Consider the following 21,697-nt stretch of genomic DNA (forward strand, 5'->3'; position numbering starts at 1 on the left):
AAGTGATGGCGGACTTTTTATTAAATATTTGGACATATTTTGCAACAAACATCTTAACTCAGCCAGCATATCTCATTGGTTTTATTGTTCTGCTGGGCTATCTTTTATTAAAACGACCATTATATGAGTGCCTTGCGGGTTTCCTTAAAGCTACGGTTGGTTACTTCATTTTGACGGTTGGTTCTGGAGGATTAGTCAACAACTTTCGACCAATTTTAGTTGGTTTAAAAGAGCGATTTAACTTGGATGCAATGGTTACCGATCCATATTTTGGTCAAAATGCAGTAGATGCAGGGTTAATGGAAACTTTTGGTCGAACGTTTGGCGATGTGATGATCTTGTTATTGATTGCTTTTGTCATGAATATTTTACTTGTACGTTTTCAAAAATATACGAAGTTGCGCTCAGTCTTTACCACTGGAAATGTCCAGATTCAACAGTCTGCAACAGCATTCTGGATTTTGCTGTTCTGTTTTCCAGATTTAGGCAGAATCCAAGTCTTGATTTTTATGGGCCTGATTCTAGGGTGTTACTGGGCCGTTGCCTCTAATTTAACAGTTGGAATTACGCAAGAATTGACAGAAGGTGCTGGTTTTGCCGTGGCGCATCAACAAATGTTTGGGATTTTTATCTTTGCCAAGTTAGCTGAATGGATGAAAAAGCATGATAAGAGAAAAAATAAATCCAAAAAAGTTGATAAAAAAATAGAAGATATGGAATTACCAGGATTCTTGTCAATTTTCAATGAAAACATGGTAGCAACTTCTTTATTAATGCTTTTCTTCTTTGGCATTATCTTATTGGTCTTAGGGCAAGATTATTTAATCCAAGCTGAGTTTATGCAAGAGGGTCAAAGCTTCTTATTCTATATTATGACAACATCACTAAACTTCGCAGTTTATCTTGCTATTTTACAATTAGGTGTCCGGACATTCGTTGATGAGCTGACACAATCCTTCCAAGGAATTTCAAATACAATTTTACCGGGAGCAGTACCGGGAATTGATGTCGCTGCTACGTTTGGTTTTGGTTCACCAAATGCTGTAACGATTGGCTTTTTATTCGGCGCTTTAGGTCAATTCTTGATGATTGCTTTACTCATTTTGTTTAAGTCACCAACCATTGTGATTGCAGGATTTATCCCACTGTTCTTTGACAATGCAGTAATCGCTGTTTTTGCTAACAATCGTGGAGGGTTTAAAGCCGCTTGTCTTTTCCCATTCATTTCTGGAATTATTCAAGTTGGTGGATCTGCCATTTTTGCCACATGGATTGGTATGTCCAAATTTGGTGGGTATATTGGAATGTTTGACTGGGCTACAGCATGGCCGCTCTTTACAATTATCATGAAGGTTTTAGGATATGTTGGAATTGCCATAGTTGTGATTGGTTTGTTGATTATTCCGCAATTGCAATACCGTAAAAATCCAGATGGGTACTTTATGATTGTCGATGATTACGAACAATATGCAGAAAAATATCAAGAACAAAACTAAGTAAATAAGGAAAACAAAGTGAACATTTAGGAGGAAATCAAAATGAGAATTTTAGTATCTTGCGCAAATGGATCAGGAACAAGTTTGATGATGATGAGAAGTGTGGAAAAGGCGATGAAAGAATTAAGTATACCGATCACTAAAATTCATCATTGTTCCATTTCAGAAGGAAAAAGTTCTGCGACACAATATGATGTAGTTTTTACACCAGTAAACTTTTTGACTATGTTTGCTCAAGCGCAGAAGAAGGGGATCACCGTTATTGGAATCAAAAATGTCATGTCAGCCAAAGAAATCAGTGAAAAATTTGCTGAGTCAGAACTCTATCAAAAAACTAAATAAAGGAGCACAACAAAATGAGTAGACCAACATTACAAATTGCTTTAGATCACAATCATTTGGAACATGCGTTAGCAGACGTTATCAAAGTTGGAAAAATCGTCGATATTATTGAAATTGGAACAATTTTATGCTTGCAAGAGGGATGGAAAGCGATTAGTTGCATCCGTAGTATGTTTCCAGAAAAAACAATCGTGGCTGATACAAAATGTGCGGATGCAGGTGGAACCGTGGCTAGAAATGTTGCGAAAGCTGGTGCTGATTTCATGACTGTTATCTGTTGCGCCACAATTCCTACTATGGAGGCTGCCCAAAAAGAAGTTAAAGAACTACAAGTAGAGCTATATGGTGACTGGACTTATCAACAAGCAACCGAGTGGCGACAAATTGGTATTAAACAAGTAATTTATCATCAAAGTCGAGATGCATTATTTTCTGGTGAAACTTGGAGTGAAAAAGATTTGTCAAAAGTCAAAACATTGATTGAAATGGGATTTGATGTATCTGTTACGGGAGGCTTAACCATTAGTACACTTCAATTATTTTCCGGAATCGATGTCTCTAATTTTATTGCTGGGAGAGGAATTTCTGATACAACTGATCCAGTTAAGGCTGCAAATGACTTCAAAAAAGAAATCATTCGTATTTGGGGGGAATAGTCATGGCTCAAATCGGCATCTATGAAAAAGCTCTACCTAAAAATATCTCTTGGAAAGAACGTTTTGAATTGGCAAAGGAAATGGGATTTTCCTTTATTGAAATGTCTATTGATGAAACAGATGCGCGTTTAGCTCGTCTGGATTGGCCTACTGAAATGATTGCTAAACTACGTGAAGAGATGTTGGAGACAGACATCCGAATCCATTCGATTTGCCTAAGTGGTCATCGAAGATTTCCTTTTGGCTCTGCAAGCATAGCAAATCAAAAAAAAGCAAAAGCAATCATGCAAAAAGCAATCAAGCTGGCTCACAACTTAAATGTCAAGATTATCCAAGTAGCAGGATATGATGTTTACTATGAAAAAAAATCAATGTTCTCACGAGAAGCTTTCATTGATGGCCTGAAAGAAAGTATCAAAATGGCTTCGGAATATGGTGTCCTTCTTTCCATTGAGATTATGGATGATCCATTTATGAATTCAATGACTAAATTTTTGGAAATAAAACAACAAATTCACTCGCCTTATTTACAAGTATATCCTGATTTAGGCAATCTTTCCGCGTGGCCGGAGAACAATCCGAGTGTTGAGTTGGAGCGAGGAATTGACTACATTACCGCTATTCATTTAAAAGATACGTACCCATTAACTCAAGATTTCCCGGGACAATTTCGTGATGTACCATTTGGTCAAGGGTGTGTTGACTTCTTAGGTTTATTAAAGACGCTTAAACGATTAGAGTATGATGGGACCTTTTTGATTGAAATGTGGAGTGAAACAAACCCTGATTTTAAGAAAGAAATTGAAGCAGCAAAAAGCTATCTTTATCCAAAGTTAAAGGAGGCAGGTTATGTTATCGCATGAGCTGATCATCAAAGAAATGAAACAACGTGTGTATGAAGCTAATCTAAAACTGCCTCAATACGGATTAGTGAAATTAACATGGGGTAATGTGAGTGAAATTAATCGCGCACTTGGTGTAATCGTGATCAAACCAAGCGGGGTAAATTATGAAGAAATGACAGTAAATCAAATGGTTGTTACAGACTTGGCTGGAAATTTGTTAGAGGAGGATAGCATGAAACCATCTTCCGACTTGCCAACACATATAGTTTTGTACGAAGCTTTTGAACAAGTTAATGCGATCGTTCATACACACTCGACGAACGCTGTGATGTGGGCACAAGCTGGTCGAGACTTACCCGCTTATGGAACGACGCATGCAGATGCTTTTTACGGAACAATTCCTTGCACGCGCCAATTGACGAAAGCAGAAGTCAAAGAAGCCTATGAAAAAAATACAGGCTGTGTCATTATTGAGGCCTTCCAAGAAAGAAAGTTACAAGCAACTGAAATTCCTGGTGTATTCGTTTATGGACATGGTCCATTTACTTGGGGAGAGACACCTGCGAAAGCTGTAGAAAATAGTTTGATTTTAGATGAGATTTGTTTGATGGCGAAAGAAAATGAAAAAATCAATCCAGAAATTCAGGAAATCCCACACTATTTGTTGGATAAACATTATTATCGTAAACACGGTATCCATGCCTATTACGGACAAAAATAGCAAAAGCGATCAATCAATTGATTGATCGCTTTTATGATTTCTTTTAGTTGTAGGAAGTCTTATTTATCTTGTGTGTATGCCCACGAAATATGCCGCAAAAGAATAGCCAAAAATATAGGTTGCAACAATACTATCTAAGTTATTCCATTTATAACATATATGGTTGTCATCAATCAAAAAATTGTTGTATTGCTACACAAAAAAGGAAAGGGTAACAAAAACATGCTACTATTTTTATGTAGTCAGAGTCGTTATTCAAAAATAGAGGAGGAATCTTAATGAAAAAAGGAGTCAAGGCAGGGCTAGCAACTTTCACGATTGTGGTATTTGGAATTGTAAGCGGTAATCAAACAGTGGCGGCGAGCGCGAATGATGCTGGAGCGAAATACGATGATAAACTCGTTACAATCCAGAGTGTCTTAGATCCTTGGTGGGTCGTTGATTATGACATAGAAACTTCAGAAATATCGACAGATTTGAGCCAAAAAATTGATAGTCAAAAATGGCTCATGTCCTATAATGAACAAGAAGATGCTTATTCTATTTCTTCGCACTATGTTCCTGCTGTATTCGATGAAGATGAACCATGGAGATATCCTAAATATTTAATCGCATCTTCTGTGAAAGATGCTCAAGGTAATGAGGTTATCAATACAGAAATAGAGTATCCTAATGAACGAAGCTTCTGGCGATTAGTTGAAGATGATGTACATAAGGATAAGGAAGTTTATTACTTAGAAAGCCTTTATAATGGTAAAGTAATGGACGCGCCAAAGTTACATTTGGGAAAAAATCATCAGTTGATTACATTCCCAAAAAATGGTGGAGATAATCAAAAATGGCACATTCAAGTTGAGAAAGCTGTCAATCAAAATTAAGTTGAAATTTTATTACACAAAAAAATATACTTGAATAACGAACGATGATTTGTAAAAAAGCAGAGTGCTGTTTCATGAATCCCTAGACTTTTGCTTTAGGTTATTCATTCATGAAACAACACTCTTTTTAGTAACGAATAGTGGATAAAAACAGTTCAAAATTTTGCGCGTCAGCTATCTTTTGCTGTAGTTTTTGATTTTCAACTAGATCAGATAAATATTCAAAAAAAACTTGGAGTTGCTCTTTATCTTCTTCAGCAACTGCCAGCAGAAAAATAATTTTGACTGTTGCAGTTTGACGCCAGACAATCGGTTCTTTCGAGATATAAACAAAAATTTTTGTTTGCTGGATCGACGCATCGATTGCATGAGGAATGGCAATCAAATTCGTGATATTCGTGGGTGCAATTTGCTCTCGTTCAATCACTTTTACAATAAAATCTTCAGATACAATTTCTTGTTCTTGTAAAATCGTTCCGATTGACTGGATTAATTCGTCCCGTGTAATTTGTTGATTGTTGACGACAAATAAACTTGGATCAAACAGGCTTAAAAAATGGCGTTTTTCTTCTTCCTCCGCTAAAAGTTTTTCAATTTTCTCCATTCCTTGTTTGATATCTAAAAAATCGATCTGGATAACAGGAATTTGTTTATTTTTAAGTGGAACTGTTGAGATGAGAAAATCAACAGTTGTTAGTTTTTTTGTTTGATAAGCTGCGTAAGAAATAGTATCAACGATTTCTAACTGATCAGCAAAACGCTTCTTTAACATCGCTTCAATCAGTCGACTAGTCGAGACACCTTGACCACAGACAACCAAAATTCGTTTTTTATCTGTTGTGTGTGCTTTTTTTCGTTCGATAGCTGCTGCAATGTGCAAAGCTAGGTAACCAATGTCATCTTCTGTGAACTCAAAAGTGCTTAGCCATTTACTATTGTTTGTTGCCAAAACTGCTAGCTCAAACGCATACGAAAAATTCTTTTTGATCTCCGATAATAGGGGATTTTTTTTATTTTTCATAATCTCCTTTAATGTCAGATAACTAGAAAAATGGGTAAAGAGATCCTTTCGTAAAATGTCATCTTGTTGCAGATCTTCACCAATCATTTCGTTAATTTCCATCAACATCTGGTCAATGAATTGATAGATTTTAGTTGTTTGACTACTAGAATGTTGTGGCTGTTGTAAATCTAAAAACAGATGATTCTGTAGCCAAATTTCGTCTTGAAGATCAAATCTGACTTGATTCTTTTTTTCAATAGCTGCTAAAAGTTTTCTGATTGAAGATTGAATCTTTTCATCGATGACAAAAAAACTGGAAACGGATTCAAGATGATGCTGATTTTTGACTCGAAGAATAGCAATTGCTAAGTGAATAACAAAGTTTTTTCGATGATAGTCAGAAATTTTATACAGATCAGGTGGAAAAAAATCTGTTACTAATTGAGATAGTTCGACTAAGTTGATTTCGTGAAACAGTTCGTATTCATCTCGTGAAAATTGTGAGATATAGCTCTCAAAGTTTTTTTCAATCAATTGATCTGAGATTACTTGACGAATAGCTGATTCTTCCCCCATGATTTTGTACCCAATATTAACTTTTGAAGTGATTTTGACGTCGTAAGAAGCAAGTAATAAACGAAGCTGGCGAATATAACCTAAGATCGTCGTTCGTCCGACATATAATTGATTGCACAGTTCGTCTAGTGATTTTTCTTGCTCTGAGAATAAGAATAAAAACAATAATTGCCTGATTCGGTCTTCAGAAGTTTCTAATTGGTGGGATGGTGTAGTTGATTGTGAATGTAGCTCAGTAAATAGTTCTTGAACATTTTCTTTGTGTAACATTTCGTATCCCACGCCTCTTTTGAGCACGATTGTTGTATCATATTTTGATAGAAAATCATTTAGTTCTTTCACATCATTTCTGATTGTTCGCTTAGAAACCGAAAAATCAGAAGCTAGTTGTTCACTTGAACAATTTTTTTCGCTATAGAGTCGCTGAAACAACTGATTCAACCTCTTGTACGCAAACATACTTATCTCCCCCTTAATTGTTATCATATATAGGAATGATCTGAATTACAATTGGCAGATTTAGGTAAGAAATCAAAAAGATAGAAAATGCTTACAATATCAAGGTACTATGATTAGTTCAAAGCTGGTCGAATGATTTCCGTTTAATAAAGGAAATCCTTGAACTAAAAAATTCATCTTTTTCCAGTTTGAAAGGGAAATAGAAGTGGTATCGAATGTATGCGATTTCATTTATAGTATGGATAGCAAGGAGGTAATCGAGTGAAAGAAATCAAACAGCACTATTTATGTGAAAAGCATCTGACATTCCAATCAAAAGTTGCTAACTGGGAAGAAGCAGTAAAGTTAGCCGCAGAACCTTTATTACAAGAGCGGATCATTGAAGAAAAGTATATTCAGGCAATGATCAAAAACGTTCGAGAAATGGGCTCGTACATGGTATTAGTACCACGAGTTGCAATGCCTCATGCTCGACCAGAAGCGGGCGCTTTAGGAACAGGATTTAGTATTTTGAAATTAGCTGAGCCAATTTCTTTTGGCGATGCAAAAGAGGTGTATCTCATTATTTGTTTAGCAACGGATAATAATGAAGCGCATCTAGCAATGCTTCAAAAAATCTCCGCACTAATTGATGAAGAAGAAAAAGTTGACGCATTATTAGAGACATCGACAAAAGCAGCATTTATAAAATTAGCAGAAAAGTTTATCAAAGAAGAGGAGGAATTTTAATGATTAAAATTATTACAGTGTGTGGGAATGGAATTGGTAGTAGTAATTTATTGGCGATGAAAATCAATCAGATTGCCAAAAAGAATGGGTTTGAAGTTGATGCGAAATCCAGTGATTTTAATGCAGCGTTAGGTGAAGAGCCTGATCTTTTTGTAACAGTCGATGAATTTGCCAAACAGTTTCCTGCAAACAAAAAAGTTGCTGTCGTTAGAAGTTACGCAGACAAGAAAAAAATTTCAGAAGATATTTTACCAGTATTAGAAGAACTAAGTAACAGATAATCAATTATCTTATATGGCCGTATAAGAGGATTAAATAGATCAATAAAACAGGAGGATTCATAATGGAATTTTTGGAATTTCTCAAGGATATGTTTAGTGAACCAGCAATTTTGATGGGATTAGTTGCTTTGGTTGGCTTGGTTGCAATGAAAGCACCCGGACACAAAATTTTAACTGGAACATTGGGTCCAATTCTTGGTTACTTAATGTTAGCGGCAGGTGCAGACGTTATTAGTGGAAATTTAGATCCACTTTCTCAAATGATTGAAAAAGGATTTCACATTACAGGAGTAGTACCAAATAATGAAGCTGTAACTTCTGTTGCACAAAAAATTCTTGGTGTTGAAACAATGTCGATTTTAATTGTTGGACTGATTGTTAATTTATTAGTCGCACGCTTTACTCGTTATAAATATGTCTTTTTAACTGGTCATCATTCATTCTTTATGGCGTGTTTATTATCGGCAGTATTAGGTGCAGTTGGCTTTTCTGGAACTTCTTTGATTTTAGTCGGCGGCTTTTTCTTAGGTGCATGGAGCGCGATCTCTCCAGCAATTGGTCAAAAATATACCCTTCGCGTCACTGATGGCGATGAAATCGCTATGGGACACTTTGGCTCGATTGGTTATTATTTATCAGCGTTTATTGGTAGCATCGTTGGGAAAGGCTCAAAGTCGACAGAAGATATTCAAGTGCCAGAAAAATTTGGATTCTTGCGAAACACGACAATTTCCACGGCATTAACGATGGTAATCTTTTATTTGATTTCTGCAATTGCAGCAGGACCTGAATTTGTTTCAACTTTATCAGATGGAAAATCACCGTACTTGTTCGCGATTCTTTGTGGATTGAAGTTTGCAGTAGGCGTTACAATTGTTTATTCTGGTGTTCGCATGATTCTTGCTGATTTATTACCTGCGTTTCAAGGGATTGCTGATAAGGTCATTCCAAATGCTGTGCCAGCTGTTGACTGTGCCGTATTTTTCCCATATGCACAAACAGCAGTTATCATTGGCTTTATTTCAAGTTTTGTTGGTGGTTTGATTGGCATGTTCATTCTCGGTGCTTTTGGTGGTGTGTTGATTATTCCAGGATTAGTTCCACACTTTTTCTGTGGTGCGACTGCAGGTGTTTATGGTAATGCTACTGGGGGAAGACGTGGCGCAGTGGTTGGTTCCTTCGTCAACGGCTTATTCTTAGCCTTTTTACCAGCCTTATTACTACCAGTTTTAGGACAGTTAGGGTTTTCAAATGCAACCTTTGGTGATTTTGACTTTGGTTGGATTGGTATTTTATTAGGAAAAGTTGGTGGTCAATTTGGACAAACGGGGATTTATGTCATCATTGTGGCAGTTCTAGTCGCTTTGATTGCCCCAAGTATTATTCGACCATCCAAAACAGCAATTAATAATGAAGAAATGGAGCTTGATTAAAATGAATTTTAACCTTGATATTTATTCAGATGGTGCAGTGATTGAAGAGATGTTGAAAATGAAAACTGCTGGAATCGTTTCGGGATTTACAACTAATCCTAGTTTGATGAAGCAGGCAGGAATCACGAATTATGTCGCTTTTGCAAAAGAAGTATTGGAAAAAGTTGAAGGATTACCTATCAGTTTTGAAGTTTTTGCCGATGATTTTGCGACGATGGAAAAGGAAGCTTTGAAACTCGCCGCATTGGGTGATAATGTTTATGTCAAAATCCCAGTCATGAATACGAAAGGCGAAGCATCGACCGAATTAATTCAACGATTATCAGAAAAAGGGTTGAAACTTAACATCACGGCTATCATGACTTTAGAACAAGTAGAAACTACAGTTGATGCACTAGCAAAGGGAACTGAAAACATCGTATCGGTTTTTGCTGGACGCGTTGCTGATACCGGGATTGATCCATTGCCATTGATGGAAAACTCGTTGAAAATTTGTCGCCGTAAAGAAGGAACCAAATTACTTTGGGCAAGTTCCAGAGAAGTTTACAATATCGTGCAAGCGGAACAGTTAGGTGTTGATATTATTACAGTTACACCTGCAATTCTCTCTAAATTGTCGATGTACCACATGGATCTGAATGAACTTTCACTGGAAACAGTCAAAATGTTCAATCGAGATATCCAAACGTTAGGATTTACTATTTTAGATGAAGAATAACTCAATCAACTAAAAGAGAAGCTTGAGCAATCGTTTGATTGTTCCAAGCTTCTCTTTTTATTACGTTTGTTGGACTAGTTAGCAGTTACTAGTTTATTTTTTACTTTCTCAGGTAAGTCTTTTTGATCAATTGCGTTGGGACCTTCGATGATTCGTTTTTTACTCATTTTTACTTTGACATATGAATTTGGACTTAATGGTTCTGCATTGTCATTAGAAATCTGAATATCACGTTTTTCAGTTGAGCCGTCTTCCTTAACAAAAGTGAGGTCGTAATCGTAAGAATACCAAGGACTATTGTCACCAATCCCGCTTTCACTTTTATGTTTCACTTTAGTTGGGACTTCGTTTGGCACGTGTGCATAGGCGATTTCGCCAACGTAAGTATCCTGATAATACTGATACCCTTTAAATCCACCAAAAGCCAATAATGCTAAAAAAACTAAACCAATCACTTTTTTCATCTTATCACCTTTTCTACTAGAAATATGTCCTAGTATAGCAAGGTTGCTCCAAGTTTGGGCTAACAGGGTACTAACAGTTTTGCAAGAAGAGTGAGTAATGCAATCAAGATTAGCTATCCATTTAATTGCGAATTATAGAAAGTTAGTAACAACACCAATGATTTCCTTTGAATGATTGTAGATATCAATAGGTTCTTTTAGTTCATATACAGTATGATTTTCATCATTTAATTCAATTTTCATGCTATTGGTGTTGAAGTATACGCGTAAAATCCACTTTCTAATATTATTATCAAGTAAGATATTGAAGTAACTTCTATTGTCACGATAGAAGAGTCGGTCCAAAGGAATAGTATCTTTTAAGACAACTTTACAAATTGTATATGATTCTAGTTCTTCAGGTGTGGTTATAATATCATTATCCGAACTGTCTGTTGTATCAGAATCTGATGGATTATCCCTTTCCTCAACGGATACAGAAGTTTTAAGAGCGGCACTTAATTTATCATTTACTCTTTCAGAGATCAATTGATTCAATCCTTTTTTAATTATCGGTTTAAACTTTTCAATTGTTTGTTTGGTTTTCATCCCATCATATATTTCACCGAGAAGATACTTAACAAAGTCTTCAGTAGGATCATTGAGTTCCGAAGTAAGATAATTTTTTAGAGAACTTAAGTATTTAAGTTCGGCAGCAGAACTAGTAATTTTATCTACATCAAAGTTGTCTTTATGGAATTTTGCTAGCTCAGGAATTTGATTATCCTTAATATTTGTTATATCGATAGTTAAAAAGGGTGAGAGGTCCATTTTGTTAGGCTCATCTAAATCGGTAAAGAATTTATATTCTTCACCATTTGTTAGAATACCAAATTTTGACATGGTTGTACCAAAGTATCTAAATAGTTGTGAATCATGCTTTGTCAAAGGTTCGTTAATTGATTTTGCTTCTATAAGAATTGTGGGTATACCGTCAAGTACTATGGCATAGTCAACTTTTTCTCCTTTTTTTATGCCAACATCCGCTGTAAATTCAGGAACAAATTCTGTAGGATTAAAGATGTCATAACCTAATGCTGAAAAAAAAGGCATGATAAGAGAAGTTTTAGTTGCTTCTTCTGTACCAATATCATCTTTTAATTCAATGACTCTTTTTCCTAATTGTTTTAAAGTATCTTGGAATTTTTCCGACTCCATTTTAATCCTCCTCAGGTGTTTACTACAAGTCAAAAAGGTATATAGTAAACACACAAATTTTATAATTAAAGAATGATGGTTAAAATAGGCTTTCCCCACAAAGTCTTACACATAATTCCTTATTATCTGTAATAAAACTAATGTACAAATCAAAAAAAGAATAGTGACATATTATCATGATATTTTCAATATCTTGTATGTTTTTTAAATTAAACAACTTCGTAAACGTTCTACTATTATTATTCTATCATGGATTAAAAAAAAGAGATAAAAAAAATAAACAAGAAAACAAACGAGTAACTCTGACAGTACAAAAAAAGCAGACCAATAAATAGTCCACACTTAAAGTCATAAAATAGTTCTTCTCTTACATTTTTATTATACCGCAAAAAAAATTGTAATTGTAGCCTTGTTTTTGACCTGAAGTGGCTGTAAACTGCTATTCCGTAGATAAATCATTTACGACACAGTTTTAGCAATTTATAAAATAGGCAAAGGGCGTGTTTTCTTGAAGGATGTAAAGAAGAAAGAACAACAGCATTTAACGTCAGTTTATCGAGAGTTGAAAGCAGAACAAAAGCGATTACTGCAGTTGATTCAACAAAAAGATCAGCATGGGCGACAACACATTGAAGAAATGACTGGTGATATTCGCTTAAATATGGATAATATCACGGATAATTTAGACACCTTTGCCAATATTGAAGCTTTGAATCGGCAAATCGATCAGTACAATATTCAACTGGATTCTGCTAGAAAAAATTTGAAAAAGGTTGAACGATTATTAGCCTCACCTTATTTTGGTAAAATTTCTGTGGACTTTTTAGAAGAAGAGCCAGAAGAAGATTTCTATATTGGGATCAATGGTTTTACCACTGAAAAAGGATTCGATTTGATCTACGACTGGCGTTCGCCGATTGCTGAACTATTTTATAACAATGAATTAGGGAATTCTCATTATCAAGTGGATGAACGAGAAATTGAAGTAGCAATTCAAAATCGTCGACAATTAATCACGAAGGAAGGTCAACTAATCAATTATTTTGATACTAAGACCACCATTCAAGATGATGTGTTGCTCGATGTGCTGGCACAAAATACTTCAAGCACGATGCGAGATATTACGGCGACAATCCAACAAGAGCAAAATCGGATTATTCGCGAGCAAGAAGCAAAAAATGTGCTAGTAAATGGGGTAGCTGGCAGTGGGAAAACTTCGACAATCATGCAAAGAATCGCGTATCTCCTTTATCAAAATCAGCAGGAATATTCTGCAAAAGATCTGTTGATTTTCTCACCTAACCAAGCGTTTGGTCATTATATTGCAGATGTTTTGCCTAGTTTAGGGGAAGAAAATCCGCCGACTTTAACTATTTTACAATTAGCAAGAGACTTTTCAGAAATTGAAGTAGAAGATGAGACAACTTATTTTCAACGAATCAGTCGGCAAGAGATAACCAAAAAAGAGCGCATTTTGCGAAGCCAAGAATTTATCACATTTATTTTAGAAAATACTCGTTCACTACAGATTACCTTCAATGAAATCAACCAGAAGAAACAAGTTTTCTTTACATCTGAACAAATTACTGAATTGTTTAACGCAACACCAACAAATTATGGCTTACGTGAACGAATTGCAGGTACCAAGGAAAAAATGCTTCAGCAGTGGGAACATCATTTGCTGCAACAAAGCCAAAGTGCAAAATTGCGAAATCAGTTACTGGAACTGACAGAAAAACAACAACAAAAATATTTTGGTAAGTTATTAACTGAACACTCAGAAGCAGCGTTAGCAAAATATGCCGAAATCTTGTTAAGAAAAAAATATCGGAAAGTAACAGAGCAAATCAACGAGTTGGATTGGATAGACAGTACAAACTTGATTGTACAACTGTATCAAGCATTTACTGGGGAAAAATATTTGCTACCAGAAATTTGGACACTTGATGAAGCCATCATCCAATTGTTTATTCACCATACTTTAGTTGAAAAGTTTGAATTATTGGATTACAAAGTCATCTTGATTGACGAAATTCAAGATTACACACCTGCTCAACTTCAATTAATTCGTCATTTTTGGCCACATGCTGATTTGACAATGGTGGGAGACGAAAATCAAAGTATTTTTAATAGTCAGATTTCTTTTTCTGAAATCACTGAGATGATAGGGGAAGACATTGTTTATTATCAATTGACAACGAGTTATCGTTCAAGTGGTGCAATCACCAAATTATTTGCGTCATTACTGGAAAATCCGGAAAACATGCAAATTACTCCTATCCGTCCAGACGGTGAAGCTATTCATTGGTTTTGTTACGATCAGACGTCAGCATTCAATCGGTTAGTCGGACAGTTTGATCCGGAAAAAAATTATACAATCTTGACAAAAACATTAGCAGAAGCAGAAGATGTACGGATATTACTTTCTGATCATATGTCTCAAAAAATACAAATTTTACCAATTGAATTGGCAAAAGGATTAGAGTTTGACAATGTTATCTTATTCAATGTTTCGGCCAAAAATTATCAGACGGAACAAGATCAACGACTGCTTTATACAGCGATTTCTCGTGGAACGCAAGCGTTGTGGATGACGTATGAAGAAGAATTGACAAATTTTTTAACCAAACAGTTGAAGCAAAATTGAATTGATTAAGTAAAGGAAGCTGTTTAAACACAGTACTCCTATTTCTACTGAACCGTATTCAAGAAATAAATAGACAAGATTTTTATTTATTTCTTGAACCATTTTAGAACAGTCAAAACAAAGTAAAACTCCTACCTAAATTTTACCGGGTAGGAGTTTTTTTGCGTTAAAAAACCGTTGTGACATGTTTATTTTTAAATTCTAATGGAGTCAGATTTTCAAATTGCTTAAATATTTGAATAAAGTGACTTTGACTAGAAAAAGTGAGCAACGTTGCAATTTCTTTATAACTTTTATCCGTAAAAAGTAATAGGTGTTTAGCCTCAGCTACTTTTTTTTGATTAATATAGGTATGAACTGTCTGTCCAAGTGCTTTTTTAAATTCGGCAGTGATATGTGTTGGATGTTTTTGAACAGATTCTGCTAAATCTTTTAAGGTAATCCGCTCATAAATATGTGTATCAATATAGTTCAACAGGTCTTTTACCAAATAATTGGTTTCTGAATAGGGAAAATCGTGGATGAGTTCCATAAACAAAAAAGATGTTTCCTTGATATGCGACATACATTCTGCTATTGTATGGATTTTTTGGAGCTTTTGGAGTAATGAATCCGATAAACTATACGCTTGATTAACTGGGACACCTTCATTCACACTAACTCTTGTCAAAATAGTGATCAATCCAGAATATTTATATTTTAAATTTTCGACTTTATTGTGAGAAAGCTTTGAGTTATATGTGTAGTTTACCTTTTTAAATAACCATTCGATTTTTTCTGGTTCATTTCGACGAACTGCTTCAACATATCTTTTCTCAAATTCAAAAGAATCAAGGAATGGATCCTCGAATCTTCGATTGTATAAATTATCCGCCAATATCGTTTCAGTATGTGCAGTAACTCTTCGATTTCGATAGATCCATTTATGTTGTTTCTTTGAAAGAACCTGCCCATTTAAGAGGGAGTAGAGGAGTTCAACAAATTCAACAAAAGTTGGTTGTGTTTCTTTTGAGTAATGAACGCCAGCTAAGTAATCATGATCGTGGAAAGTAAAAGTATCACTCTTTGTCCCTAAAATGCCACAAGGACCCACTAAAACTTGGTAATTCTTATCAGATAAATCACAGGTAAAAGTAGAAAAGAAGTAGTCTTGATTTTCATAAAAGAAAACGGTATTTTTTGGCGGAAGTTTTAAATAGTCTTGGTTCAGGTAATCAATGGTCCAATCAGAATTTTGTGGAATAATAATGTGCCCTTCGTCATTGATAACAAACAAAGGAATGAGATATTTATGGTAAAGACGTTTTAAAATTAATGAGAGGGCTTCAAATTCCATTAGATACTCCTTTTTTGATATAAAGTCATTTATTTTAGTATATCTTAGTATGAAATCTTTATATAATCAACCTGAAATTTAAAACGGTTACAGGAGGGCGAGATGGAAGAGCAAAAGTTAAAAGAACTATTTGATTCATTATCGATTGCCGACAAAGTTTCTCAAACCATTCAGTTAAATGGGGATCTCTTTGTTGAAAGTGGTGTAATGAATACCGGTCCAGTGAAAGATCTGGGATTTAAAAACGAGCCGAACTTTTATGAAATTGGTTCAATTTATAACGTAAACGATTATCAAAAACTATATCAGATTCAAAAAGATGTGTTAACAAATAGCTCTCATAAAATTCCATTATTATTTATGTCAGATATCATTTATGGTTTTCGAACGATTTTTCCCATTCCATTAGCACAAGCAGGGTCCTACGATTTTGATTTGATTCAGCAAGCAGCTGAAATTTCTGCTAAAGAAAGTTACTTGAATGGAATACATGTTGTTTTTTCTCCAATGTTGGACTTAGTTCGTGACCCACGGTGGGGACGCGTAATGGAATCTCCAGGCGAAGACGTTTATACAAGTAAACGATTCGCAAAAAGTGTGGTGAATGGTTATCAAGGTGAAAAAGAAATGTACTTAAAAGAAAACCATGTTGCAGCTTGCATCAAACATTTTGCTGCTTATGGAGCTCCAGAAAGTGGGCGTGAGTATAACCAAGTTGAATTATCCAATCAAAAATTATTCAATGAATATTTACAGCCTTATCAAGCAGCAATCGACGCAAATTGTGAATTAGTTATGACAGCATTTCATTTATTGAACGGTGTTCCAGCAACTGGAAATCAATGGTTGAACCAGAAAATTCTAAGAGAACGATTTGGTTTTAATGGCGTATTGGTATCAGACTATGCAGCAATTGCAGAATTGGAAACCCATGGTTTTGCAAAAGATTCAAAAGATGCAGCCAAAAAAGCGTTGCTTGCTGGTGTTGATTTAGATATGATGACAGCTACTTATGCCAATGGATTACCTGAATTGATCAAGGAGTCCGAATTCGCCAAACAGTTAGATGAAGCAGTTTGGCGTATCTTAGTCTTGAAGAATAAATTAGGCTTGTTTGAAGAACCTTTCCGATGATTGACGCAGGTGAACACGGGTGAAATTTTAACACATGAAGCGAAAGCTGTTGCTACAAAATTAGTTGAAAAAAGTTGTGTGCTATTAAAAAATGAATCTTTGCTTCCGTTGAAACCAAAATCCAATCAAAAAATCGCTGTCGTAGGTCCCTATGCTGAAAGCCATTTTACATTAGGTTTTTGGGCATCCGTCAGTGGAAAATCTTCAGATGTTTTTACACTGAAAGCTGGACTATTAGAGCAATTTGACGAAAGACAACTTTTTTTCACAAGAGGATTCAATCTTTATGAGAACTATGAACAATTTGGCCCAATGAAGGCTGGCTTTGAGCAATTGAATGGTCCAATCGAAGATGAAAGCTTTCTGTTGCAACAAGCGATTGAACAAGCAAAAGCAACAGATGTGATTATCTTAACGATTGGCGAACAATTTTTGGAAAGTGGGGAAGGTGCTTCAAAAACAAATCTTCAGTTACCAGAAAAGCAAATTCGATTAATCAAGAAATTAGCTGAATTAAATAAACCAATTATTGGTTTGCTGTACACAGGTCGTCCCTTAGTGTTAACTGAAGTAGAGGAGTATTTTGACAGTTTGTTAGTCGTCTGGTTTCCAGGTGTGATGGGCGGAAAAGGAATCACGAATCTTTTGACAGGAAGAGCGAATCCATCCGCTCGATTGTCAATGTCTTTTCCAAAAAACGAAGGTCAAATTCCAGTGTATTATGCCCAAACAGCTACTGGTCGACCAGTAGCTAGCAGCACACACAGTGAACGTTTTGTATCCAAGTATATCGATGCACCAAATGAACCGTTGTTTTCATTTGGCGCAGGATTAAGTTATGCGACATTTGCTGGTCACTGGCAAGCAGCAAAGGAAAAGAAAGAAATGATTTATTGTTCTTATGAACTAAAAAATAAGAGTGAGCATGATGGATGGATCACCCCGCAAATTTATTTGCTTAATTTTTCAGCGGAAATCGTCCAACCGATCAAACGCTTGGTTGCTAGCCAGCATGTCTTCTTAAAAGCAAATGAACAGAAAGTGTTGACAGTTGAAATTCCGAAAACAGCGTTCACTTATTTTGATAACCAAGGAGACTTACATTTCGATGCTGGAGAGTATGTTCTTCAATTAGATATCTTAGGAAAACAAGAAAATCTACCAATAAAAATCAGCTAAAGGAGATTCGTTATGGAAAAATTAGAAGCATTTTTAGGAAATAAATTATTGCCACTGACTCAGAAATTGCAACAAAACAAAGTATTAGGTGCATTGATGGAAGGATTCATTCGGACAAGTCCATTAACCTTGGGAATCGCATTACTGACCATCATCGGCAATTTCCCAATTCCTGGATGGATCGATTATTTGACGAAAATCGGGATTTATCAGCACGTAGAAGCAATCACCAATGGCGTGACTGGTGTTTTTTCTTTATATGTTGTTTATAGCTTAGCGTTTTCTTATGCCAAACAATTACAAACAAATGAACGAAATGCAGCTCTGATTTCTTTGGCTAGTTTTATCATGTTGATGCCACAACAAATCATGACAACAGTTACCCAAAATGGAGAGGCAACAGAACAAGCAATCGGTGCTTTACGATTAGACTATCTTGGTGGACAAGGGTTGTTTATTGGAATGCTAGTCGCATTATTGGTTACTCGATTTTATGCTTATTTGTCAAAGAAAAATTTGATGATCAAATTACCAGAAAGTGTTCCACCGATGGTCACGCAGTCACTTGCGCCAGTTTTTGTGGTTACGATCATCTTTACGCTGGTTTTTTGTATCCGTGTAGGATTTGGTTATACCGTATCTGGCAGCATCTTTCAATTCTTTATTGATGTAATCAATGCGCCTTTGAATTCACTAGTTGCCAGTCCAGTCTCAATTATTATCATCATGGAATTATTGGCTGTATTGTGGTTTTTTGGTATTCATAATGCCGTATTGCAAGGACCTCTTGGCGCAATCAGCATGACTATGATTGTGGGGAATATGACTGCCTTCCAAAGTGGAGAAAAATTGCCTTACTTGTTACCATCAGTGATTTATATGGGAATGTACGCAGCTGGTTTTATGGGATTTGTTACATTTTTCATGATTCGTTGTCAATCGGCAAAAATGAAGCAACTTGGAAAACTATCATTTATTCCATCCATCTTTAATATCACAGAACCATTGATGTTTGGTATGCCCATCATTTTGAATCCAATTTTCTTTATACCACAAGTTTTCACACAATTAATTGCAGGGTTTGTTACGTGGGGATTAACAAGTACGATTTTACCGATTTCACTTAATCCAACAATGTCTCTTTTACCATGGACTACACCAACCTTTATTAAAATGCCGTTTGCTGGTGGGGTAAATTATACAATTTTGATGTTGATTTGCTTAGGGATTGGGATCGTGATGTGGTATCCATTTATTAAAATCGCGGATAAAAAAGAATATGAGTTGGAGCTTGCTTTAGAAAAAAATAATGTATCAACTGAAAAGAAAGATGAAATTCAAGCTTAGACGAGGATGATAATGAGGAAAAAAATGAAAACATTAAGTATTGATATTGGTGGAACTTTTGTGAAGTCAGCCTTGGTATATGGAAACCAGCTGTCTGATAAACAAAGTGTACCTACACCAGAAAGCTTGTCAGAATTAACGCATTTATTTCAAAAATTAATTGACGAATATCAGCAAAAAGCGACCTTTGAAAAGATTGCTTTAGCTGTACCCGGTTCTATCACAGACTCTGGTGTCGTTGAATTTGGTGGTGCAGTACCCTATTTGGATCAAGTAAATTTAGTAGAACATATGAACGCCTTTTTTTCAGGTGAAGTGGTGATTGAAAATGATGCGAAAGCCGCTACTCTTGGAGAACTGAATAAAGGGAAATTACAAAATACCAAGAATGCTGCAGCACTTATTTTAGGGACAGGTGTCGGATTGGGTCTGGTAATTGATGGAAAACTATACAGAGGAACGCACCATCAGTCAGGCGAAATCAGTTTTTTGATTCGTGATCGTACCATTTTAGGTACGGATTCTTTTGTTGGTAAAGGGCTTTCAGCCGTAGCACTGATTGAACAACTCGCAAAAGTCCTTGAACTTCCTAAAGACGGGAAATTAGTATTTGAACAGCTGAAACAGACAACGAATGAAGAGGCAAAAAAACTATTTGCGACCTATTGTTACGAAGTAGCTATTCTTTGCTTCAACTTACAAACGATTTTAGACATTGAAAAAATCATAATTGGTGGAGGAATCAGCCGACAAAAAATATTGATTGACGGAATTCAACATCGCTATAATCAATTATTTGAACTTTCACCAATAATCGAACAAACATTACGAAAAATACCAATTGAATCGGCAAAATTTAAAGCAGATGCTAATTTGATTGGTGCAGCGGAGGGAACGAAGGAATGAAAGAAAATTTTTTGTGGGGCGCATCCACGAGTGCATACCAAGTGGAGGGTGCCTGGAATGAGGATGGAAAAGGACCTTCTGTTCAAGATAATAAGGTGATTCCTGAAGGGACAACTGATTTCAAAGTAGCCATTGATCACTATCATCGCTTTAAAGAAGATGTGCAACTTTTCAAAGAACTTGGCTTGAAAGCATATCGTTTTTCCATTTCATGGAGTCGAGTGATGCCAAATGGTCAAGTAAATGAAGAGGGGATTGCCTTTTACGAGTCATTGATTGATGAATTGATTCACCAAGATATCGAACCAGTCGTAACAGTGTTTCACTTTGATTTACCTGTTTATATGGCAGAAAAAGGTGGCTGGGAAAACCGCGAAACGATTGACGAATTCGCAAACTATTGCCAATTGTTATTTGAACGCTTTGGGAAAAAGGTTCCTTATTGGCAAACAATCAATGAACAAAATGTGATGGCGCTTGCAGGATCTGTCATTGGAACAAGTACCAAATCAATGAAAGAAAAATTTCAAGAAAATCATCATATGTTAGTTGCCCAAGCCTTAGTAACAAAACACTTTCATGAACAAGGTCACCAAGGAAAAATTGGACCAGCACCAAACATCGCTAGTGTATACCCCGCAACTGATAAACCAGAAGATCAGTTAGCCGCTTTGTACATGAGTGCGCTACGCAATTGGTTGTTTTTAGATGTTGCTGTCTACGGAATCTATAATCATAATGCCTGGCATTTATTAGAAAGCATTGGTGCAGCTCCTACTGTAACAGAAGAAGACAAAGCAATCTTAGCTGCTGGTACCTGTGATTATATTGCATTCAATTATTACAATACAATGACGGTTTCAGCTTATTATGAAAAGGAAAATAAAATCGATCAACAATCAGGTTTTGGCATTCCTGGTTTCTTCCAAGCTGTTTCAAATGAGCATCTACCTCTAACAGAATTTGGTTGGCCAATTGATCCAGCAGGTTTTCGTTTTACATTAAATGAGATTTATTCACGTTATCGCTTGCCACTCTTGATTACCGAAAACGGCATTGGTGCGAAGGACACATTAACGACTACTGGAGAAGTTCATGACAATTATCGAATTGATTATTTGAAAGATCATATTGAGCAGTTGGAATTAGCCGTACAAGATGGTGTGGAGATTCTCGGCTACTGTCCTTGGAGTGCGATTGATTTGATCAGTACCCACGAAGGAATCGAGAAGCGTTATGGTTTTATTTATGTGAATCGAACGGAAGAGGATTTGTTGGATCTAGCCCGCTATAAAAAAGATAGTTTTTATTGGTATCAAAAAGTGATTGAAAATAACGGACTATAAATAA

Annotated in this window: 18 protein-coding genes and 1 pseudogene; 15 read left to right on the forward strand and 4 right to left on the reverse strand. The window is 35.8% G+C overall.

What is annotated here, in order from left to right:
• Nucleotides 1–5: 5 nt before the first annotated feature.
• The 6 genes from DOK81_RS06895 (at nt 6) to DOK81_RS06920 (ending at nt 4,938) form a co-directional block, all read left to right on the forward strand.
• Nucleotides 6–1,496 (forward strand): PTS ascorbate transporter subunit IIC, encoded by a 1,491-nt coding sequence (locus tag DOK81_RS06895; RefSeq protein WP_206909569.1) that lies wholly within the window; start codon nt 6–8, stop codon nt 1,494–1,496.
• Nucleotides 1,497–1,538: 42 nt separating this feature from the next.
• On the forward strand, nt 1,539–1,838 hold the full coding sequence (locus DOK81_RS06900) for a PTS sugar transporter subunit IIB (RefSeq protein ID WP_206909571.1): 300 nt from the start codon (nt 1,539–1,541) through the stop codon (nt 1,836–1,838).
• Nucleotides 1,839–1,852: 14 nt separating this feature from the next.
• Nucleotides 1,853–2,494 (forward strand): 3-keto-L-gulonate-6-phosphate decarboxylase UlaD, encoded by a 642-nt coding sequence (locus tag DOK81_RS06905; protein ID WP_206909573.1) that lies wholly within the window; start codon nt 1,853–1,855, stop codon nt 2,492–2,494.
• 2 nt (nt 2,495–2,496) lie between these two features.
• A complete protein-coding gene (locus DOK81_RS06910; RefSeq protein ID WP_206909575.1) occupies nt 2,497–3,357 on the forward strand; it encodes an L-ribulose-5-phosphate 3-epimerase in 861 nt (286 codons plus the stop codon).
• Nucleotides 3,344–4,060 carry an L-ribulose-5-phosphate 4-epimerase AraD gene (gene araD / locus DOK81_RS06915; RefSeq protein ID WP_206909577.1) on the forward strand — a complete coding sequence of 239 codons (717 nt, stop codon included), beginning with the start codon at nt 3,344–3,346 and terminating at the stop codon, nt 4,058–4,060. The genes DOK81_RS06910 and araD overlap by 14 nt, the downstream gene beginning before the upstream one ends.
• Before the next feature lie 278 nt (nt 4,061–4,338).
• Nucleotides 4,339–4,938 carry a hypothetical protein gene (locus DOK81_RS06920; protein WP_206909579.1) on the forward strand — a complete coding sequence of 200 codons (600 nt, stop codon included), beginning with the start codon at nt 4,339–4,341 and terminating at the stop codon, nt 4,936–4,938.
• Nucleotides 4,939–5,065: 127 nt separating this feature from the next.
• Here DOK81_RS06920 and DOK81_RS06925 read toward each other — a convergent pair whose 3' ends face one another.
• A complete protein-coding gene (locus tag DOK81_RS06925) occupies nt 5,066–6,976 on the reverse strand; it encodes a BglG family transcription antiterminator (RefSeq protein ID WP_206909581.1) in 1,911 nt (636 codons plus the stop codon).
• Between the two features lie 261 nt (nt 6,977–7,237).
• On the opposite strand from DOK81_RS06925, the gene DOK81_RS06930 reads away from it, so the two are divergent.
• From DOK81_RS06930 to DOK81_RS06945, 4 genes are all read left to right on the forward strand, one after another.
• Nucleotides 7,238–7,705, forward strand: coding sequence for a PTS sugar transporter subunit IIA (locus DOK81_RS06930; RefSeq protein WP_206909583.1), 468 nt, complete (start codon nt 7,238–7,240; stop codon nt 7,703–7,705).
• Complete coding sequence (locus DOK81_RS06935) at nt 7,705–7,986, forward strand: PTS sugar transporter subunit IIB (RefSeq protein ID WP_206909584.1); 282 nt, start codon at nt 7,705–7,707, stop codon at nt 7,984–7,986. Before DOK81_RS06930 ends, DOK81_RS06935 begins: the two co-directional genes overlap by 1 nt.
• A 62-nt stretch (nt 7,987–8,048) precedes the next feature.
• Nucleotides 8,049–9,419 carry a PTS ascorbate transporter subunit IIC gene (locus tag DOK81_RS06940; RefSeq protein ID WP_067481908.1) on the forward strand — a complete coding sequence of 457 codons (1,371 nt, stop codon included), beginning with the start codon at nt 8,049–8,051 and terminating at the stop codon, nt 9,417–9,419.
• Between the two features lies 1 nt (nt 9,420).
• Nucleotides 9,421–10,137 carry a transaldolase gene (locus tag DOK81_RS06945; protein ID WP_206909586.1) on the forward strand — a complete coding sequence of 239 codons (717 nt, stop codon included), beginning with the start codon at nt 9,421–9,423 and terminating at the stop codon, nt 10,135–10,137.
• Nucleotides 10,138–10,211: 74 nt separating this feature from the next.
• Here DOK81_RS06945 and DOK81_RS06950 read toward each other — a convergent pair whose 3' ends face one another.
• Both DOK81_RS06950 and DOK81_RS06955 read right to left on the reverse strand, forming a co-directional pair.
• Nucleotides 10,212–10,601: a YxeA family protein gene (locus DOK81_RS06950; RefSeq protein ID WP_206909587.1), complete on the reverse strand. Its 390-nt coding sequence runs from the start codon at nt 10,599–10,601 to the stop codon at nt 10,212–10,214.
• A 132-nt stretch (nt 10,602–10,733) separates the two neighbouring features.
• Nucleotides 10,734–11,798 carry a type I restriction endonuclease gene (locus DOK81_RS06955; RefSeq protein WP_206909590.1) on the reverse strand — a complete coding sequence of 355 codons (1,065 nt, stop codon included), beginning with the start codon at nt 11,796–11,798 and terminating at the stop codon, nt 10,734–10,736.
• 508 nt (nt 11,799–12,306) lie between these two features.
• Between DOK81_RS06955 and DOK81_RS06960 the strand changes: the two genes are divergently transcribed.
• Nucleotides 12,307–14,445, forward strand: coding sequence for a UvrD-helicase domain-containing protein (locus DOK81_RS06960; protein ID WP_206909592.1), 2,139 nt, complete (start codon nt 12,307–12,309; stop codon nt 14,443–14,445).
• A gap of 166 nt (nt 14,446–14,611) precedes the next feature.
• Here the strand turns inward: DOK81_RS06960 and DOK81_RS06965 are convergent, their stop codons facing one another.
• Nucleotides 14,612–15,781 carry an AraC family transcriptional regulator gene (locus DOK81_RS06965; RefSeq protein WP_206909595.1) on the reverse strand — a complete coding sequence of 390 codons (1,170 nt, stop codon included), beginning with the start codon at nt 15,779–15,781 and terminating at the stop codon, nt 14,612–14,614.
• A 102-nt stretch (nt 15,782–15,883) separates the two neighbouring features.
• On the opposite strand from DOK81_RS06965, the pseudogene DOK81_RS06970 reads away from it, so the two are divergent.
• The 4 genes and pseudogenes from DOK81_RS06970 (at nt 15,884) to DOK81_RS06985 (ending at nt 21,693) form a co-directional block, all read left to right on the forward strand.
• Nucleotides 15,884–18,094, forward strand: a pseudogene (locus tag DOK81_RS06970) (glycoside hydrolase family 3 N-terminal domain-containing protein).
• Nucleotides 18,095–18,106: 12 nt separating this feature from the next.
• Nucleotides 18,107–19,441: a PTS transporter subunit EIIC gene (locus tag DOK81_RS06975; protein ID WP_206909597.1), complete on the forward strand. Its 1,335-nt coding sequence runs from the start codon at nt 18,107–18,109 to the stop codon at nt 19,439–19,441.
• 24 nt (nt 19,442–19,465) lie between these two features.
• Complete coding sequence (locus DOK81_RS06980; RefSeq protein WP_206909599.1) at nt 19,466–20,347, forward strand: ROK family protein; 882 nt, start codon at nt 19,466–19,468, stop codon at nt 20,345–20,347.
• Nucleotides 20,344–21,693 (forward strand): glycoside hydrolase family 1 protein, encoded by a 1,350-nt coding sequence (locus tag DOK81_RS06985; protein WP_206909601.1) that lies wholly within the window; start codon nt 20,344–20,346, stop codon nt 21,691–21,693. The genes DOK81_RS06980 and DOK81_RS06985 overlap by 4 nt, the downstream gene beginning before the upstream one ends.
• Nucleotides 21,694–21,697: the final 4 nt, after the last annotated feature.

The organism is Enterococcus sp. DIV0660C, assembly GCF_017316125.1.
Classification (GTDB): domain Bacteria; phylum Bacillota; class Bacilli; order Lactobacillales; family Enterococcaceae; genus Enterococcus_B.

What these genes read in the sequence shown, in the direction of transcription:
- DOK81_RS06965 (WP_206909595.1), bottom strand. Translation starts at nt 15,781, where the DNA reads ATGGAATTTGAAGCCCTCTCATTAATTTTAAAACGTCTTTACCATAAA.
- DOK81_RS06980 (WP_206909599.1), top strand. Translation starts at nt 19,466, where the DNA reads ATGAAAACATTAAGTATTGATATTGGTGGAACTTTTGTGAAGTCAGCC.
- DOK81_RS06935 (WP_206909584.1), top strand. Translation starts at nt 7,705, where the DNA reads ATGATTAAAATTATTACAGTGTGTGGGAATGGAATTGGTAGTAGTAAT.
- DOK81_RS06945 (WP_206909586.1), top strand. Translation starts at nt 9,421, where the DNA reads ATGAATTTTAACCTTGATATTTATTCAGATGGTGCAGTGATTGAAGAG.
- DOK81_RS06985 (WP_206909601.1), top strand. Translation starts at nt 20,344, where the DNA reads ATGAAAGAAAATTTTTTGTGGGGCGCATCCACGAGTGCATACCAAGTG.
- DOK81_RS06905 (WP_206909573.1), top strand. Translation starts at nt 1,853, where the DNA reads ATGAGTAGACCAACATTACAAATTGCTTTAGATCACAATCATTTGGAA.
- DOK81_RS06925 (WP_206909581.1), bottom strand. Translation starts at nt 6,976, where the DNA reads ATGTTTGCGTACAAGAGGTTGAATCAGTTGTTTCAGCGACTCTATAGC.
- DOK81_RS06900 (WP_206909571.1), top strand. Translation starts at nt 1,539, where the DNA reads ATGAGAATTTTAGTATCTTGCGCAAATGGATCAGGAACAAGTTTGATG.
- DOK81_RS06950 (WP_206909587.1), bottom strand. Translation starts at nt 10,601, where the DNA reads ATGAAAAAAGTGATTGGTTTAGTTTTTTTAGCATTATTGGCTTTTGGT.
- DOK81_RS06920 (WP_206909579.1), top strand. Translation starts at nt 4,339, where the DNA reads ATGAAAAAAGGAGTCAAGGCAGGGCTAGCAACTTTCACGATTGTGGTA.
- DOK81_RS06910 (WP_206909575.1), top strand. Translation starts at nt 2,497, where the DNA reads ATGGCTCAAATCGGCATCTATGAAAAAGCTCTACCTAAAAATATCTCT.
- DOK81_RS06895 (WP_206909569.1), top strand. Translation starts at nt 6, where the DNA reads ATGGCGGACTTTTTATTAAATATTTGGACATATTTTGCAACAAACATC.
- DOK81_RS06940 (WP_067481908.1), top strand. Translation starts at nt 8,049, where the DNA reads ATGGAATTTTTGGAATTTCTCAAGGATATGTTTAGTGAACCAGCAATT.
- araD (WP_206909577.1), top strand. Translation starts at nt 3,344, where the DNA reads ATGTTATCGCATGAGCTGATCATCAAAGAAATGAAACAACGTGTGTAT.
- DOK81_RS06955 (WP_206909590.1), bottom strand. Translation starts at nt 11,798, where the DNA reads ATGGAGTCGGAAAAATTCCAAGATACTTTAAAACAATTAGGAAAAAGA.
- DOK81_RS06975 (WP_206909597.1), top strand. Translation starts at nt 18,107, where the DNA reads ATGGAAAAATTAGAAGCATTTTTAGGAAATAAATTATTGCCACTGACT.